The organism is Terrimonas rubra, from assembly GCF_042686025.1.
Classification (GTDB): Bacteria; Bacteroidota; Bacteroidia; order Chitinophagales; family Chitinophagaceae; genus Terrimonas; species Terrimonas rubra.
Window position 1 is genome coordinate 786,353 of the sequence record NZ_JBHUOZ010000001.1, and the last position, 17,588, is coordinate 803,940.

The 17,588-nt window shown below is 41.8% G+C and carries 16 protein-coding genes; 11 read left to right on the forward strand and 5 right to left on the reverse strand.

Annotation, left to right across the window (positions count from 1 at the left end; translation table 11 throughout):
• Positions 1 to 14 precede the first annotated feature (14 nt).
• On the forward strand, positions 15 to 1,535 hold the full coding sequence (locus ACFS6H_RS03330) for a S41 family peptidase (protein WP_386095200.1): 1,521 nt from the start codon (positions 15 to 17) through the stop codon (positions 1,533 to 1,535).
• 736 nt (positions 1,536 to 2,271) lie between these two features.
• Positions 2,272 to 2,676, forward strand: a complete 405-nt coding sequence (locus tag ACFS6H_RS03335) for a DUF5367 domain-containing protein (RefSeq protein WP_386095202.1) — start codon at positions 2,272 to 2,274, stop codon at positions 2,674 to 2,676.
• Positions 2,677 to 3,645: 969 nt separating this feature from the next.
• On the opposite strand, the gene ACFS6H_RS03340 is transcribed toward ACFS6H_RS03335, so the two are convergent.
• A complete protein-coding gene (locus ACFS6H_RS03340; RefSeq protein WP_386095204.1) occupies positions 3,646 to 4,458 on the reverse strand; it encodes an amidohydrolase in 813 nt (270 codons plus the stop codon).
• Between the two features lie 79 nt (positions 4,459 to 4,537).
• Complete coding sequence (locus ACFS6H_RS03345) at positions 4,538 to 5,518, reverse strand: TerC/Alx family metal homeostasis membrane protein (RefSeq protein ID WP_386095206.1); 981 nt, start codon at positions 5,516 to 5,518, stop codon at positions 4,538 to 4,540.
• A gap of 152 nt (positions 5,519 to 5,670) precedes the next feature.
• Here ACFS6H_RS03345 and ACFS6H_RS03350 point away from each other — a divergent pair, with 152 nt between their 5' ends.
• The 3 genes from ACFS6H_RS03350 to ACFS6H_RS03360 all read left to right on the forward strand — a co-directional run bounded on the left by ACFS6H_RS03350 (position 5,671) and on the right by ACFS6H_RS03360 (position 8,042).
• The gene (locus tag ACFS6H_RS03350) at positions 5,671 to 6,468 is read left to right on the forward strand and encodes an SDR family NAD(P)-dependent oxidoreductase (RefSeq protein ID WP_386095208.1); all 798 of its coding nucleotides are present in this window, start codon (positions 5,671 to 5,673) and stop codon (positions 6,466 to 6,468) included.
• A 5-nt stretch (positions 6,469 to 6,473) separates the two neighbouring features.
• The gene (locus ACFS6H_RS03355) at positions 6,474 to 7,469 is read left to right on the forward strand and encodes an NAD-dependent epimerase/dehydratase family protein (protein WP_386095210.1); all 996 of its coding nucleotides are present in this window, start codon (positions 6,474 to 6,476) and stop codon (positions 7,467 to 7,469) included.
• An 81-nt stretch (positions 7,470 to 7,550) separates the two neighbouring features.
• Complete coding sequence (locus tag ACFS6H_RS03360) at positions 7,551 to 8,042, forward strand: DinB family protein (RefSeq protein ID WP_386095212.1); 492 nt, start codon at positions 7,551 to 7,553, stop codon at positions 8,040 to 8,042.
• Between the two features lie 1,352 nt (positions 8,043 to 9,394).
• On the opposite strand, the gene ACFS6H_RS03365 is transcribed toward ACFS6H_RS03360, so the two are convergent.
• Genes ACFS6H_RS03365 through ACFS6H_RS03375 form a run of 3 tightly spaced genes read right to left on the reverse strand, consistent with a single transcriptional unit; the run spans position 9,395 to position 11,787 of the window.
• Entirely contained in the window at positions 9,395 to 10,819 is a 1,425-nt protein-coding gene (locus ACFS6H_RS03365; RefSeq protein ID WP_386095214.1) for an alpha/beta hydrolase family protein, read from the reverse strand.
• 37 nt (positions 10,820 to 10,856) lie between these two features.
• Positions 10,857 to 11,522 (reverse strand): SdpI family protein, encoded by a 666-nt coding sequence (locus ACFS6H_RS03370; protein WP_386095215.1) that lies wholly within the window; start codon positions 11,520 to 11,522, stop codon positions 10,857 to 10,859.
• Position 11,523: 1 nt separating this feature from the next.
• On the reverse strand, positions 11,524 to 11,787 hold the full coding sequence (locus ACFS6H_RS03375) for an autorepressor SdpR family transcription factor (protein WP_386095217.1): 264 nt from the start codon (positions 11,785 to 11,787) through the stop codon (positions 11,524 to 11,526).
• Between the two features lie 265 nt (positions 11,788 to 12,052).
• On the opposite strand from ACFS6H_RS03375, the gene ACFS6H_RS03380 reads away from it, so the two are divergent.
• The 6 genes from ACFS6H_RS03380 (at position 12,053) to ACFS6H_RS03405 (ending at position 17,385) form a co-directional block, all read left to right on the forward strand.
• On the forward strand, positions 12,053 to 12,490 hold the full coding sequence (locus tag ACFS6H_RS03380; RefSeq protein WP_386095219.1) for a hypothetical protein: 438 nt from the start codon (positions 12,053 to 12,055) through the stop codon (positions 12,488 to 12,490).
• A gap of 173 nt (positions 12,491 to 12,663) precedes the next feature.
• Positions 12,664 to 13,083, forward strand: a complete 420-nt coding sequence (locus ACFS6H_RS03385) for a hypothetical protein (RefSeq protein ID WP_386095221.1) — start codon at positions 12,664 to 12,666, stop codon at positions 13,081 to 13,083.
• 280 nt (positions 13,084 to 13,363) lie between these two features.
• Positions 13,364 to 13,783 carry a JAB domain-containing protein gene (locus ACFS6H_RS03390; RefSeq protein ID WP_386095223.1) on the forward strand — a complete coding sequence of 140 codons (420 nt, stop codon included), beginning with the start codon at positions 13,364 to 13,366 and terminating at the stop codon, positions 13,781 to 13,783.
• A gap of 312 nt (positions 13,784 to 14,095) precedes the next feature.
• Entirely contained in the window at positions 14,096 to 14,425 is a 330-nt protein-coding gene (locus ACFS6H_RS03395) for a nucleotide pyrophosphohydrolase (RefSeq protein WP_386095225.1), read from the forward strand.
• Positions 14,422 to 16,626 carry a DNA/RNA helicase domain-containing protein gene (locus tag ACFS6H_RS03400; protein WP_386095227.1) on the forward strand — a complete coding sequence of 735 codons (2,205 nt, stop codon included), beginning with the start codon at positions 14,422 to 14,424 and terminating at the stop codon, positions 16,624 to 16,626. Before ACFS6H_RS03395 ends, ACFS6H_RS03400 begins: the two co-directional genes overlap by 4 nt.
• Before the next feature lie 24 nt (positions 16,627 to 16,650).
• Positions 16,651 to 17,385, forward strand: coding sequence for a DUF4262 domain-containing protein (locus tag ACFS6H_RS03405; protein WP_386095229.1), 735 nt, complete (start codon positions 16,651 to 16,653; stop codon positions 17,383 to 17,385).
• The last annotated feature ends 203 nt before the right edge of the window (positions 17,386 to 17,588 follow it).

A 17,588-nucleotide genomic window follows, 5' to 3' on the forward strand; every position in this document is an offset into this window, starting at 1 on the left:
CGTAAACGCCACCGGTGCTTAATACAAATACAAAAATAGCTGTACTCCTGGGTGCCCTATGGGCATTAACAGGCTGTGCCGTTAATAAAGTCTCCTATAACCCGCAAAAGAAATATTCGCCCGAGCAGTTACAAAAAGATTATGCGGTGTACCGCGAAACCCTGGAAGAAGCGCATCCCAGTTTATACTGGTATACGCCTAAAGACAGCATGGATTATTATTTTGACAAAGGCCGTCAGCAAATTAATGACTCATTGACCGAGGCGGATTTCAGGAAGATACTGATGTATGTAACCGCCAAGATCAACTGCGGTCATACTACCGTAAGGCCCTCTAAAAAGTATAGCCGGTATACAGATACCCTGAAAGCAGAAAGAACTTTTCCGCTGGCAGTAAAAATATGGGGCGATAGTATGGTGGTGGCTGAGAACCTGCACCGTAACGATTCGGTACTGAAACGAGGTACTGTTATTACAGCACTCGATGGTAAAAGCGTAAAACAGCTTACCGATACCCTTTTCAACTATATATCCACTGATGGTTATAATGCCACGCATAAAGCCCAGATATTAAGTGGCCGTGGTACATTTGGCAGCCTGTACACCATGTTGTACGGCTTTGCCCCTTATTACCAGGTACAGTATATTGACAGCCTGGGCAACAGCAAGGAGTATATGCTACCCTTGTTCTATCCTCGTAAAGACTCTTCCTTGCGCCGGCCTGCAACCCGCGACAGCAGTACCCGAAGGGCTACTCCTGCACCGAAGCCTGCACCTGATAAAACCGTACGCCTGAATCGTATGCGGGTATTAAAGATAGATACGCTGAGTAAAACGGCCGTGATGGAAGTCAACACTTTCAGCAAGGGTCATGGCCTGAAGAGGTTTTTTAAAAGATCATTTAAAACATTGCACAAACAAGGGATTACTAATTTAATTATTGATGTAAGGACCAATGGCGGTGGTAATGTAAACAATTCCACTACCCTTACCCGTTATATTGCCGATAAACCTTTTGTAATAGCTGACTCCCTGTACGCCATTACCCGTAAAAACAAGTATGGCCGGTATATTGAAAATTATTTTCCCAATAAGGTCTTTATGTTGTTTTATGCCCGTAAAAAAAACGGTCAGTACCATTTCCGGTATTTTGAAAAACATAAGAACAAGCCCATTAAAAAATATCATTTTGATGGCCAGGTATATGTGCTTACCGGCGGTTATTCCTTCTCCGCCACCACCTTATTTGCCGGCACAGTAAAACCACAGGATAACGTTACTATTATTGGCGAAGAAACAGGCGGCGGAGCCTATGGCAATACGGCCTGGCTGATACCCGATGTTACCCTGCCCAATACCAAAGTACGGTTCCGTTTACCCCGCTTCCGCCTGGTAATTGATAAAAATATTCCGCATGACGGCCATGGGGTGCAACCCGAAGTGTATGTTGGCCCCAGCTCCAAAGCCATTAAACGCGGCAGCGATTATAAGCTGGAAGCGGCGTTAAGGCTGATACATCAGCGGGAGAAGAAGTAGGGAGTAGTTCATAGTTGATCGTTCATGGGTCATGAAAGTTCAAAAAGTTCAATGTTCCAAAAGTTCAAAAGTTGAGATATGGCGGTTACCGGGTTTGTCATTATTATAGGAGTTAGTCACCCCGACCAACAGGAAAGGTTCAAAGGTTCAATGTTCCAGGAGTTCAATAGTTGAGACATGGCGGTTACCGGGGTTTGTCACTATTACAGGAGTCAGTCAACACGACCAACAGGAGAGGTTCAAAAGGTTCAATGTTCCAGGAGTTCAATAGTTAAGGTTTGCCGGGAATCAAGACCGGAATTGGCCTGGTAAATTAAACAGATGCCAGAGGCATCTAAGATTAATAATAAACTTAACGTACATAATCTTTCGACCCCAGCGGGGTCGTATATTAAACGGCAAATATTGTTGCATAACTTCTTAGCAATGATTGTGTCTGACCAAAGTTTAAAGATGGTTCGTGAGACACGAACCAAGGCTCGGCCCATTGCCCAATAGTGCTTCGTCACTTCGATCAAAGGGAGAGGTCTCATTAAAGCACAAAATAATTCTACAGGCAGGAAATGTCTTCAAATATCGCTATGACCTAACGTATTCATGGTTTACGATTCGTGAAGCATTCCTTTATAAAAAACAACTCACCAAGAAATGCTTTTTTACTTTTTATCTCCTGCAATGAGTAGCTTTGAGCCCAAGGACTCAGGTGTAAATTATAGTGAACGATTTATTATAAATAATGAAAATGCGTAAGGAGAATTACCCGCTGGTTAGTTTTATTGTTGGCTTTTTGGTATGGTTGTCAGCTACTATATTATTCCGGATGGCGGGGCAATATTTTTTTATTGTTGACAATGCTTTGGTAATGGTCTTTTTATATATCCTGCTGATACCCGCGTTAGGTATTCTTTCCACCACGGTCTTTAATAAATTTAAGTTAAACAATCTTGAAAGCATAAAATCTGCAGCCATTATGGTCTTACCAGGAATGTTACTGGATACACTATGTATTCAGTTTTTTGAAAAAACATTTCCCAATATGCCTGAAATCTATAGTAAAACTTTTGCCTCCTGGTTAATGTTTGCATATGCTGTTGTTTTACTCTCCGGTCTTTTGAGAAAAAAAGAAGCGGCTAAAAGTTGATTATGATAAAAATATAGGCTGACCTCAAAAGGAGGAGATGCCTCCTGATACTGTAATAACGTAATATGGATGGTTCGTGAGAAACGAACCACGGCTTTTGTGTTAACCATCACCGCGACCAAAGGGAGAGGTCTCCTGTATCAAAATGGGTTTCTCGCCCTGTCACATGAACCATTTTATTCGATCAATAAAACAAACATGCGACCCCGCTGGGGTCGAAAATTTATTTACATGAATGGATCTATAAATCTTGGATGCCGATGGCATCCGCTCATGTTTGTCGGGCCGGGGCCTTGGTTCGCGTTTCACGAACCATATTGTTATGGATATTTAATTTCAACCACGTTTTATGATCATTACAAGCTCCGTCACCTCGGCCAAAGGGAGAGATCTCCTGTGTCAATATGGTTTTCGCACCTTGTCGCATGAACCATTTTATTCGATCAATAAAACAAATATGCGACCCCGCTGGGGTCGGAAATTACTTTTCATGGATATGTCTATAAATATGGGGTGCCGCTGGCATCCGTTCATGTTTGTCGTCTGGGGCCTTGGTTCGCGTTTCACGAACCATATTGTTATGGATATTTAATTTCAACCACGTTTTATGATCATTACAAGCTCCGTCACCTCGACCAAAGGGAGAGATCTCCTGTGTCAATATGGTTTTCGCACCTTGTCGCATGAACCATTTTATTCATCAATAAAACAAATATGCGACCCCGCTGGGGTCGGAAATTACTTTTCATGGATATGTCTATAAATATGGGGTGCCGCTGGCATCCGTTCATGTTTGTCGTCTGGGGCCTTGGTTCGTGTCTCACGAACCATATTGTTATGGATATTTAATTTCAACGATGTTTTATGATCATTACAAGCTCCGTCACCTCGACCAAAGGGAACGGTCTCGTCAAAACATAGTATAACCTTACAACCGGAGATGCCTCCTCAGCTCGGCATGACGTAACCTTAATGATCCTTCAGCAACATAAACTCATCCGCATCTTTCCAGAAAGGGAATTTAGAACGGGCTTCAGTGAGGGTGTCTTTATTGAGGGTTATGGTAAAGATATCTTCTGTGTGCTCCTTGTGATATAACACACCGCCCATAGGATCAATGATCATGCTGTCCCCGCTATGGTAAATATTATTGCCATCATTGCCTACCCGGTTCACGCCTACCACAAAACTCTGGTTCTCGATGGCACGTGCCTGTAACAGGGTTTTCCAGGCGTGGTTGCGGCGTTCGGGCCAGTTGGCCACGTATAATAAAAGATCGTATTCAGGATTAGACTGGTTGTTATTGTCATGGGTAATATGCTGACGTGCCCATACCGGGAAACGCAGGTCATAACAAACCTGTACATTGATACGCCAGCCTTTTACCGAGGTGATCAGGCGCTTATCACCGGCACTAAAATGCTGATCCTCCTGGCCAAAGGCAAACAGGTGGCGTTTATTGTAAAAACCATACTGGCCATTGGGTAACATCCAGATAAGGCGGTTATAATAATGACCTTCTTCTGCTATCATTAAACTACCCGTGAGTACCACTTTTTTAGCCGCTGCCGTGGTTTTCATCCATTCAACCGCCGGGCCGTCCATGGTTTCAGCCAGCTTTATGGGCTGCATACTAAAACCCGTATTGAACATTTCGGGCAATACTACCACCTCGGTGTAGTTGCTGATGCTGTTGATCTTTTCGGTCAGCATCTGCAGATTAGCCGTTTTATTTTCCCAGTGTAAGCCGGTTTGTATGGTGGTGATGGTTAAAGAAGACATGGTTTTAATCAGATAATGAGATGATTTGGAAATTTGGTAATGCCAGATCTTAAATCTCAGATCTGAGATCTAAGATTTACTAGTGCTGTTCCGCGTTTTCAGCGGTTTTTGATTTACTCATAGAGTAAAATATAGAACCCGCAATACAGGCCAGTATCACACCCAGTGATAAAAACACCTGCTGGTTTTTACTCATAACCATGCTTAACCAATGTTCCGTCAGCATTTTTATACCAATAAATACCAGTACAATGGCAATGCCCTTGGGCAGGTATTCGAATTTGTTTACGGCGCCACGTAACAGGAAGAATAGCGAACGTAAACCCAGTACCGCAAAAATATTGGAGGTATAGATCACCAAACGGGCTGTTTCCTGGTAGCCTTCGGTCTTGGTATCAACAATACCCATTACCGCGGGAATAGAGTCCAGGGCAAAAACCAGGTCGATAGCTGCCAGCATGATCACCACCACAAATAAAGTGGTAAAGTGTTTTTTACCATTTTCTATTACACTGAACTTACCATTGCCATCGTGCGGCACCAGCGGCAGTATACGTTTAATGAATTTATATACCGGGCTTTGCTGCGGATCGAACTCATCCTCCTCTTTTGACTGGAACATTTTATAACCCGTATATACCAGGAACACACCAAATACATAAAGTAACCAATGGAATTTTTCGACGAGGGCCACGCCCACCGTAATAAAGATGATACGGAATACAATGGCCATTAAAATACCGATGAGCAGTACCCGTCCATAGTTTTGCTCCTTTACGCCAAAGGCGGAGAAAATAAGGATAAAGACAAAGATATTATCCACACTCAGGCTCCACTCCATCAGGTAGGCGCTCAGGTATTCCAGTGCGGGCTTACGGCCATCCTCAAACCACAGGAACACGCAAAAAGCCAGTGCCAGGCCCACCCAAAAAATGGTTTGGTACAGTGCCTGTTTGATGGTTACCTTCTGGTTTTTTTTGCTTAAGAGGCCAAGATCCAGTACCAGTGCCAAAACGAGTATGATACCAAAAACGAGATAGGTAATTTGCTGGGGTGTCATGTGGTTTTAAATAATTAAAGACAAAGATAATCAGAACCGCGATAGCAACCCGTTTTAAGCCCCTGTTTGGGTTTATTAGCACCAGGCCATATTTAACATCCTGCTCCGTAAACTGTAAATAATAAGTAGGATATTTACAGCAGTTTAACCTTATGCACAAGGAAAAAAAATATACCGTTATTACCGGCGCCAGCTCGGGCCTGGGCAAAGCTTTTGTACTGGCTTGTGCGCAAAGGGGGCATAATGTGATCATGATCGCCCTGCCGGGTTCACCTGCACAGGCCATAGCCGATGATATTATGGCCATTTACCCGGTAGATGTACAGGTATATTTATTTGATCTTACCGACGAAACGGCTTTAAAAAACCAGGTACAGGATATTGCCGCTAACTATGCCGTTGATTTTTTAATAAATAATGTGGGTATTGGCGGCACCGCTTCCTTTGTAAGCTCCTCACTGGAAGCTATTGATAAAATATTATTGCTGAATGTGCGCTGCACTACTTTAATGACCAAATTACTCTTGCCGTCTTTAACGGTCAACAGTAAAAGTTATATCATTAATATAGCCAGCATTGCCGCTTTTACACCTATAGCCTATAAAACGGTATACCCGGCATCAAAGGCTTTTATTGCCTCCTTTTCGCTGGGCTTGCAATACGAACTGGCAGAACTGGGTGTACAGGTAAGTGTGGTATACCCCGGGCCTATTATGACCAATTCCGATACCTCGGGCCGCTTGATCAAACAGGGACTTAAAGCAACGCTGGGTTTAAAATCCACCGATTATATTGCCAATATGGCCATTAATAAAACCCTGGCAGGTAAAAGCATTATTGTACCGGGCAGGTTCAACCGGTTCAATTATTACCTTACCAGGTTTTTGCCTACCAAAACCAAGATCGGCCTCATATCTAAAACCGTAAAAAAAGAAATCCAGCAATTATAACAGGCATGAGTAATAATAACAAGGTATTGGTAACCGGGGCCAATGGTTTTTTAGGCTCGCATATCGTACGCAGCCTGTTACAGCAGGGTTATACTGTGCGTGCACTGGTACGACCCAATGCCAATATAAAAAACCTGGCCGGGCTGGCGGTTGATTTTTTTTACGGACAAATAGATAAGCCCGGTGATGTAAGCAAAGCAGTGGAGGGTTGTACTTATGTGGTGCATGCGGCCAGTATTACATCGCAGTTTGGTATTACTTACGAACAATATGAACAGATCAATATCACGGCCACCCGGTATGTAGCCGAAGCCTGCCTGGAGCATGGCATTCAAAAACTGGTATTTATCAGTACGGCCGGTGCTTTTAACCCTGGTAAAAAAAGCGATCCCGGTACCGAGCTCAATGGTTTTACCATGTTTCAATCCGGATCGGGTTATATTATTACCAAATACCTGGCGCAGCAATATATATTGGAGCAGGTGGAAAGAAATAAACTGCCCGCTGTTATTATTAACCCGGCATTTATTTTAGGTCCGGATGACTGGCAACCCAGCTCGGGACAACTGGTATTATATGGTCTGCGTAAAAAGCTATTATTGTATCCGCCCGGAGGTAAAAGTTTTGTGCATGTACAGGATGTATGTAAAGCTGTTATTAATAGCTTAAGCTTACCGCAACATGGCGGCTGTTATTTACTGGCCGGTGATAACCTGAGCTATAAAGAGTTCTTCCGCCTGTTAACCGATACCGCCGGCCATAAAAAACTATTACTCCCCGTGCCGGGCTTTGCGCTAAGTGTTGCCGGTAATATAGGCTCGCTTATACAAACCCTGTTCCGCAGGCCCATGACCTTTAACCGCACCATGACCTTTTTAATGAAACTGGATAATTATTATTCCGGTAAAAAAAGCGAACGTCAGCTGGGTATTCAGTACACCCCTACCCGCCGGATATTACAGGATACCATCCGCTGGTACCAGGAAAACGGATTAATTTAAAAAAGTTTTGACACCCCTGACACAGGGTGGTCACTAAGCGGTTTTTACTTTGATGTATCAAATAAAACAAAAACAATTTTTATGAGTACTGCATCATTTGTAATCAGTCCCGAGGACCTGTTAAAACACTGGCAAGGCCACCGTTCGCTTACCCGTAGGGTAATTGAAGCTTTTCCCGACGATAAATTATTTACCTACAGCATTGGCGGCATGCGTCCCTTTGCCCAGATGGCCATTGAACTGTTAGGTATGGGTGTTCCTTCTTTAAACGGTATTATTAACCGCAAATGGGAAAAGATGGAGGAGATAGATATTTATAAGAAAGAAAACCAGCCCACCACCAAAGCGGCATTACTGGAAATATGGGATAAAAACACCAGGGATATCAATAACCTGTGGCCTAAAATTGAGGCCAGCCGTTTCCAGGATATTGAAGTAGCTTTTGGTATGTGGGAAGGTCCTGTTTACTGGTTATTATTCTACAATATTGATAACGAAATACACCATCGTGGCCAGGGTTATGTATACCTGCGCAGTTTAGGCATTGAGCCGCCGCCATTCTGGGAACGTTAATTGTTTGGTAATACATAACAGGTATGATTGATTTCAGGATGATGTCGGTCATACCTGTTGTGTTTTTTGACGAGTTAATAGTTCATGGTTAATGGTTCATAGTGTGATGTGAGATTATGAATATGGTTTTGGAAATGGTTGGTATTATATATAGATGATGGCTTTTGTGATGTAGACAATCGTGATTTATTAACTGTTTATGGATATTAATAAATATGCGACCCCGCCGGGGTCGTAATTCCTGTTTTCCTGTTGAATGCTATTAATATGTTATCCCTATGGGATAATGGAAATTGGTTTTGTGTGTTGTTTGTTTTTGTGGTTAGTGTGTTATTTAGATAATACCCGGTAAATCTTATTCTTATGATTATAAGACAGGGTTCGGGAGCCGTTTTAATGCTGGGTATTTCTCCGGATGGCCGAGGTGACGGAACCTGTGACGATCATAATACGTTCATTGTAATGAAATGTCAATACCAAAAATGTCCACAATAATATGGTTCGTGAGACAGGAACCATCGCCCTACTGGCATGAACGGATGCCAGCGGCATCAAATATTTATAGACACATCCAGATAATATATTTACGACCCCAGCGGGGTCGCATGTTAATTTCATTAGCTGAGCAAATTAGTTTGTGAGGTACAAACCATGGTATAAAAATCACATTCGTGCAGGAGACCTCTCCCGATGGTCGAGGTGACGGAACCTGTGACGATCATAATACATTCATTGAAATGAAAGGCCAATAACAAAAATGTCACAATAATATGGTTCGTGAGACAGGAACCATCGCCCTACTGGCATGAATGGATGCCAGCGGCATCAAATATTTATAGACACATCCAGATAATATATTTACGACCCCAGCGGGGTCGCATGTTCATTTCATTAGCTGAGCAAATTAGTTTGTGAGGTACAAACCATGGTATAAAAATCATATTCTTGCAGGAGACCTCTCCCGATGGTCTAGGTGATGAATCTGTAATGATCATAAAACATTCATTGAAATGAAAGGCCAATACCAAAAATGTCCACAATAATATGGTTCGTGAGACAGGAGCCATCGTCCCACTGGCATTAACGGATGCCAGCGGCATCCCATATTAATAGATTCATCCATGAAAAGCAATTTTCGACCCCGGCGGGGTCGCATGTTTGTTTTATTGCTGGAACAAAAATGGTTCATGAAACAGTATGAAAGCCCTATAACCGAGGAGACCTCTCCCGATGGTCGAGGTGACGGAGCTTGTAATGAGGTTAAATTTTTTAGCTGGTTGAATCTTATTGAGGATCAAATAAAAAATGGCCCGTACAAAACGAGCCATTTAATACAAATTTATTACGCTTAACTATTTCACCGATTTATTTAACCAATCAATTATTTCTTTTAATGCAACCGGTGAAAAAGTTTCTTCCAGTTCGCCATATTCATTCAGTGTACAGGTTTTACAGGTCTGGAACAGGTGGTTTACACCCGGGATGGTTTTTACCGATACATTTTTTGCCTTGCTTTTGGCCAGGGCCTTTTGTATGGCGGCCAGGTTGGCGGTAGCGTCTACCTGTATATCGGCACTGCCGTTTAATGCCAGTACTTTACTGTGTAACTTTTCCAGGTTGGGTACGGGGTTGTAACCGAAAAAATATTTACCCCAGGAGGTGGCAAAACTTTGTACCAGGCTGCTCACCATTTTTTCCTGTGCCTCGGCCTGGTTATACCCCATGCTGCTTACAATGGCAGGATCGGTTTTGGCCAGCCACTGCTGCATGCTTTTCTTGCCGGCAGTGAGTGCATCCTCTAACTTCGCATTGTTTACACCATCCAGTAACAGGGCTTTGTATAATTGCAGGTAGGCTTCCAGGTTTTGTTCGTTCATGCCCTGCTGGCTTAATATAGCCCGGTTTTGTTGTACCATCAGGTCGGGTACGGGTACACCGGGTGCGGCCAGTAATATTACAAAATCAATATCCTTACGGTTGGCGGCGACCATAGGCGCAACAATACCCCCTTCGCTATGGCCTATCAGGCCCAGTTTCTTTTTATTTACTTCGGGACGGCTTAATAAATAATCAATGCCGGCGCTGGCATCATCCGCAAAATCTTTGGTGGTAGCGTTGGCAAAACTGCCGGTGGTTTTGCCAGTGCCACGATCATCTACCCGTAGTACGATATAACCGGCCCTGGTCAACGCATCGGCCAGTACGGCATAAAACTTATGGTCGGCAAAATCAAAATCGCGGGTTTGGGCGCCACTGCCGGAAATAATAAGGGCGGCCGGAAAAGGGCCTTTACCTGTTGGGATGGTAATGGTAGCGCCGTAACTGATGCTTTTATCTTTATTGCTATAACTGATATCCTCGCTGGTATAGGTAAAAGGTGGTTTTGGTGTTTGCGGGCGGTTCAGCTTTTTTATTGTACCGGGGCTGGTTTGTTTTACCAGGGTAAGGGGAACTGACTGCCCCTGGGTAAATGTTCCCTTAATGGTAGTATCATTCTCCAGGGTGCCGGTATAATTAATGGCCCCATTGGCCAGGGTGGCGGCAATGGTATTACCGGTTACGGTTACTTTATCGCAGGGTATGCCAAAGGCCGACTGGTCGGGACTATCCATAGTGCCGGTATAAGTACCATCACCGGCCGCTTTTACATGAAATACCAGCCGCAGCGATACGCCTACTTCCAGTTTGCCCGCCCAGGTGCCGGTAAAAGGGCTTTGGGCCAGGGCCGCAGCAAGGGTGGTTAGGATGATGAAAGTGGTTAATAATAATTTTTTCATGTGTCACCAGGGTTTAATTGTTTACAATATGGTTGGACTATGAAGCCTGTTTCTTTTTATTGGCGTAAAGGCGGTAGGAATAAACAGCCGGTATTAACGTAATGATCAGGGTAACAGTTATAAAAGCGCCCATGGCAAACCTGGCGGGTAATACCAGGGCCAGCAGGGCTATTAATAAACCACCGGCAAACCAGAGCACGCCTGCCAGTTTATGCGTGAGCCGCCAGTTTTCATTGTCATTCAGCGTCCATGGCATGCGAAAACCAGCAAAATAGTTAGGCTTGATGGTGTACATATAGTTACCCAGGAAGGCAAAAAGTAAACCCAGGAGGGCTACTATATAATTACCGGGCATATTGATCATCCCATCCACGGATGATTGTACAATATAACAGCCCAGGGCCGACATAAACAGGGTTAAACCCAATGCAAGCCTTTGCATACGGCCACGGTTCTCCTCGGTATAGCTTTTTTTAGGATCAATACGGTGCAGGTTGTTTAATAAATAATATACGCCGATGCTTACCACTACCATAATGCCTACGGGCAATAATAATTCGTATTTGCTACCGTAGCGGTCGGGCTGGCCGTTAAAGTTAAAATGCAGGGGAACAGTGGCCGGCAGTTTGCTCCAGGCAAAGGCCAGGTAAACCAGGGGTGCTATAAACACCGGCCAGATAAGTAGTTTTACCAGTTTGTTCATATTACTTCTTTTTGGTTTTAAATTGTAACAACCACTTCAGTATTTCATCAACCACGGTGGTGTTTAAAGAATAATACACGTATTGCCCTTCTTTCTTTGATGTTACCAGGCCGGCCTGCTTTAAAATATCCAAATGATGTGACACACTGGGCCAGGATAAATTAAAATGCTCCACTATTTCGCCGGCGGAAAGGTCCTGCCTTTGCAATAACTCCAGGATCTCTCTCCGGGTAGCATCGTTCAGCGCTTTAAAAACACTGTTCATGGATATTTTTTATAATTAGTTATTTAGATAAATATCTAAATAAGTGTCCGTTTTTCCTAATAAAACTGTCCGTTTTTAGTTAGGAGTGGTATAAAAGGACTTTATGCAGGATGAGTGGAAAGCCTTTATTAGCCTATGTTAAGGTTGTTTAACATGGCTGTCCGTTGGTCAAAATTTACTTGACACGGGCTGTAACCTTTAATAGTTTTGCATCGTTAAACATTCACAAACACAAACAAATTATTAATTATAAAACTTACCGATCATGAAAAAAATTATTTATGTATTAGCCCTGACCATTATTTCCTTTGGCGCCAAAGCCAGCGAAACCAATGTAAACAGCCGTGTGCTGGAAGCTTTTAAAGCCGATTTTAACCACGCTACCAATGTACAGTGGACCATTACCAACGATGTGAGCAAGGTATCATTTAACTACAACGATATTTCTTACTACGCTTTTTACAATAACAATGGCGAGCTGATGGGTACTACCCGTTATGTAACCCTGTTAAACCTGCCTATTAAATTACAAAGCAGCCTGCGTAACGATTATGGCAACTACTGGGTAAGCAACCTGTTTGAAGTAAACAACGCTGACGGACTGGCTTATTATATTACCATTGAAGATGCAGACAGCAAAATTGTTTTAAAATCGGATAATGGTAAAGACTGGACCAAACACAGCAAAAAAGTAAAGGCATAATTATTGCCACAATAAAATAAGCAATTTTAGTGTTTTATATATTTTCTCATGTGTGATTTACCCCCCCGTTTGTCTAATCGGGGGGCTTTTTTTGTGTATAGAGGGAGAGGTATTCTTGAAAAAGCCAAGATAATCGTATCTTAAACTAATAACGTGCATAAAAAACCATTACCATGATTCCCGATAAATTATTTAAAAGTTTGCAGCATTCTTTTCAAGATTTTAAAATGCTTTATAATGGTCAGGAGCTTGAGCCCGGATATAAACCAGACTACGTGCTAAAAAGAAATAATGAATATATCATTTTAGAGTCAGAAAATACTTCCAGTCGTAAAACTTATGTAGGAGGAATGATGAAAGCCGCTCATTTTTTACAAAATGAAAAAAAAGGCAAATTAGTTTTTATTGTAGTGCCAAAAGAAAATACCAAAGCTCTATCAATTGCAAAACACTTAACACCCTATCTGAATTGGGTAAACGGAAAGACTAATCTTAAAGAGGTATATGTAATTGAAGCAAAACAGTACTACAATAATGATCAATTATTAGCACTGGACTGTGACGACTTTTATTCTTGTGCCTTAAAAGTTTAAAATATTCCTTATAAACCTGAAGAACATCCTGTTTTTAGCTTAGCACTTATATTTTTCCTTAGAGCTGGCCGAAACTGAAAGAGTGTGACAGATATATTGTGGAATAACGTAATACTATATACTATTTGGTTTTACTCCTTAATTTTAACCTATGAACGTAAAACTAACCGAAGCACAAAAGAAAATGGAAGCCAGGAATGCCGAAAGTATTGCCGCCATTATGCAGCAAATACTAAAACGGGAAAACCGCCTGGGCCGCAGCCAGTAGCATTTTTGGGTAGTGGGCCTTAACCAGGCCAATAAAATACTGTTTATTGAACTGATAGACCTGGGCCGCCAGAACCGGGTAAGCGCCAACCCACCCGATGTTTTTCGCATGGCCATTTACAAACTGGCCTTAAAGCTGGTGCTGGTGCATAACCACCCCAGCGGGCAAATGCTGCCCTCCACTGCCGATAAAGCTTTAACCGACCGTATTATTAAAGTGGGCGAAATTATTAATGTACAGGTGCTGGACCATATTATTATAGCCGAAAACGACCATATTTCCTTTGACCAGCTGGGCATTATGGACCAGCTACGCGCCTCGGATACCTGGCGTATTATTGAAAAAGACCAGCTGGAAGTACAGGAATGGAAGCAGAAGATGGAAGCTAAGAGGATTGAGCATGAAAAGGCTTTGACTATTGCAAAAAACTAAAGGCTAAGGGTATGGATGAATCTGAGATAAAGCAGGTGACGGGGTTGAAGCTGGTTGATATTCGAAAAATATAACCACACATTAAATAACAAGCAAGGCCGCAACAATTGTAGTACGTTGTGGCTTTTGCATTTTTAAACAACACATTTATAGTTATACTACATAATCTTTTCTATAAACAGGGAGAAATTATAACCCCTTTTGCCTAAATACTTATACTTCATTGAAGCCCGTTATAACCCATTTATATATGTATTTACCTATATTATTAAGCAATTGTAGTAAATTTAGCACTGTAATACAGTGTACATTATGAGCGATATAGAAACGTTAATACAGGAGTTGGTACAGTTTCGGAACGAACGGGATTGGGACCAGTTTCACAACCCTAAGGATCTTGCCCTGGCAATTAATGTAGAGGCGGGGGAATTACTGGAACTATACCTATGGAAAAGCGCAACTGAAGCAAACGTAGATAAGGTAAAGGAAGAACTGGCCGATATACTGGCATTTGCTTTATTACTGGCCAATAAATATGGATTTGATGTTAAGCAGATTGTATTAGATAAAATTAAAAAAAACGGTGAAAAGTACCCGGTAGATAAAGCCAAAGGCACTGCGAAGAAATATAACGAGCTATGAGTACGTCCCAGAGCAAGGTATTAATTGACATTTCCACTCCATACCCTTTTAACAGGGACGGTTTAAAAGAATTGGAACAGAACCACTGGGTATCTAACCAATGGCCAGTTGTTTATTTTATACAAAACGGTAGTAGGAAAATTGGCTATATTGGTGAATCGGCCAATGCTCTGGCCCGTATTAAAAGCCATTTAGCCAATCCTGAAAAAAGCAATAATCTAAATGAAATCTCTATCATAGGAAGTGAGCGGTTTAATAAATCGGCCACATTGGATATAGAATCCAGTTTGATACAATATGTTTCGGCAGAAGGCAGTTTTGAGTTACAAAATGGTAATTACGGATTATTAAACCATCAATATTATGAAAAAACCCATTACCAGGATATTTTTAAAGAAATTTGGGCACAATTAAGACAGCATAAGATTGTTGACAGATCGTTAGAAGAAATTGCCAATTCACAGGTTTTTAAATACTCTCCTTATAAATCCCTTAATGAAGATCAATACCTTTCTGTATTAGAGATAATGAAGGGACTCACAAGTGGACAAAGCAATAAAATTTTTGTTCAAGGTGGCGCCGGTACCGGTAAAACAATATTAGCAACTTACCTGGTTAAGTTGTTAAAGTCTAATGTGAAATTTGACGATGATACGGATGTAGATAATGACACCTTGGAAGAAGTACGATATATAAAGGCTTTCCAGCAAAAATATCCCACTGCTACAATTGGCCTGGTAGTAGCCATGAAATCGTTAAGAAAAACATTAAAAAATGTTTTTAGCAAAATACCAGGCTTAAGCAGTACAATGGTGATAAAGCCAACGGAGACTTTTAATTTGGGTCGCAAATACGATTTACTGATAGTAGATGAAGCGCATCGATTAAGACAATACCGCAATATCAGCTGGATGGGGGCTTTTATGGCCGCTAATGAAAAACTGGGATTAGGCGAAGAGGGCACTGAATTGGATTGGATATTAGCGAATAGTCATAATCAAATCTTTTTTTATGACGCTAATCAATCCGTAAGACCCTCCGATATTGATGAAGAGCGTTTTACTGAACTGATAAAGAAACCCGGTACCATTAACCTGGAACTACATTCACAAATGCGGGTAATGGGCGGTAAAGATTATATACGGTTTGTTGAAGAAGTACTGGATCAAAAAAGATTGAAACAGGAAAAATATGCTGTAAAGGAGTATGAGTTGCTTGTTTTTGATCGCCTGCAGGACATGAAAGATTTATTAGTAGTGCGTGAGTCTGAATACAAGTTATGCCGCATGATAGCGGGCTTTGCCTGGCCCTGGGTGAGTAAGGAAAAAGATAAAAAACACCTTATGGACATTGAAATAGAGGGTTTGCAATTTCAATGGAATAATGTGGATGAAGATTGGATACATAGCCCCACCGCAAGCAACGAAATTGGTTGTGTACACACAACTATGGGTTACGATCTCAATTATAGTGGCGTTATATTTGGTCGCGAAATCAGGTATAATCCTGTTACAGAATCAATTGAGATTGATCCTAAACATTATTATGATAAAAATGGAAAAAACGGGATTAATAACCCGGAAAAGCTAAAGCGGTACATTCTCAACATTTATAAAAACATGATGCATCGTGGCATTCGTGGCACATTTGTATATGCATGTGATCCTGCGTTACGTAAGTATCTTAAACAGTATATTCCAGCCTATCAGTCTACTCCCAAGCTTAAAGTATTGACAATAAGTGAAGCAAGGTCTAATAACCGGGCCGTACCTTTAATGGATATCTATGCTGCTGCCGGTAACTTCAGCGAGAATCAACAACATGAACACCTGCAATGGATTGAACTTACTGAAGATTTAAAAGATAAAGAAAAGTACTTCGTATGTAAGGTAGAAGGAGAATCGATGAACCTTAAAATTCCAAATGGTTCTTACTGCCTGTTTAAGTACTATGAAGGCGGAACAAGAGAAGGCCAGATTGTGTTAGCTGAAAGTACTGATATTCAGGATAAAGATTTTGGCTCGGGCTATACTGTAAAACAATACCAAAGCACTAAAAAGATTACCGAAGAAGGTTGGCAGCATGAATCTATTACATTAAAACCAGAGTCAAGCAATAGTGGTTATAAAGCTATTGAACTGGATAGTGATACATTGCTTTCATTAAAGGTGATTGGTATTTTTAAAAAGATTCTGGAATAATATACAAAAATTAATGCTCTTTACATGAATGACACCGAAAGCAGGCAGCTGATTGTAAACAACATAGCTCAATATGGTTGCCACGTCATCTTAATTGAGGAGTCAGATTATTTACCCGGTTTTGTATACAGTATAGGGCTGTATGAAAAGTTTGGACAGCCGGAAATTATTTGCTTTGGCCTACCTACCAATGTAGCGCACAGTCTGATTAACCATGCCTGTGATTTAATAAAAGAAGGGCAGACATTGCAAGACAATACCCTGTATAGTGGTTTTTTAGAAGGTTATACAATACAACTGCTGCCAGTAGATAAGGATTATTACCCCCATTATGTTGGCTATGCAAGCTGGTATTACAATAATTTTGATTTCCCCGTACAACAACTCGTATGGCCCGATAAACAACAGCTTTTCCCCTGGGAAGAAGGTTTTAACCCCGACTGGAAACTGAAACAACCTTTGCTGGACCGTAATACCGATTTTAAGTTTTACGAAAAGCGCAACCTGGCTGTATTTACTACAAGGGAAGCTTTTGACGGAGACCCCATTTTATATGTATACCATGACGTAGATGGCGACTGGCAGTTTCATCCCAGCGCTAACCCCGACCTGGGCAATACTATGATCGTAAGCCTGGAGAGTATCGTTAAACTTGATCCCAGCGTGAACGAACTGTTTACCCTGGAGTATGGACAAAATGCCTATAGACAAACTAAGGATGATGAATGGGTAATTGAAGATGCTCCGGAAGAAGAATAAACAAACTACAGGGATTAAAAGCCCGGCTATATTCCACAGCCCAAAGGCTGCGCCGCTTAGGCGGAAATGCCCGCGGCCTTAAAGCCGGGGGTATTGCAGACGGGCGGCGGACTGGTGATGATAGTAGTACTGCAGCCGAAAGCCCCAGAGCTAATTAGATAATTTGGTGATTTGGAAATTTGGTAATGAGGTTTAGGAAGTTG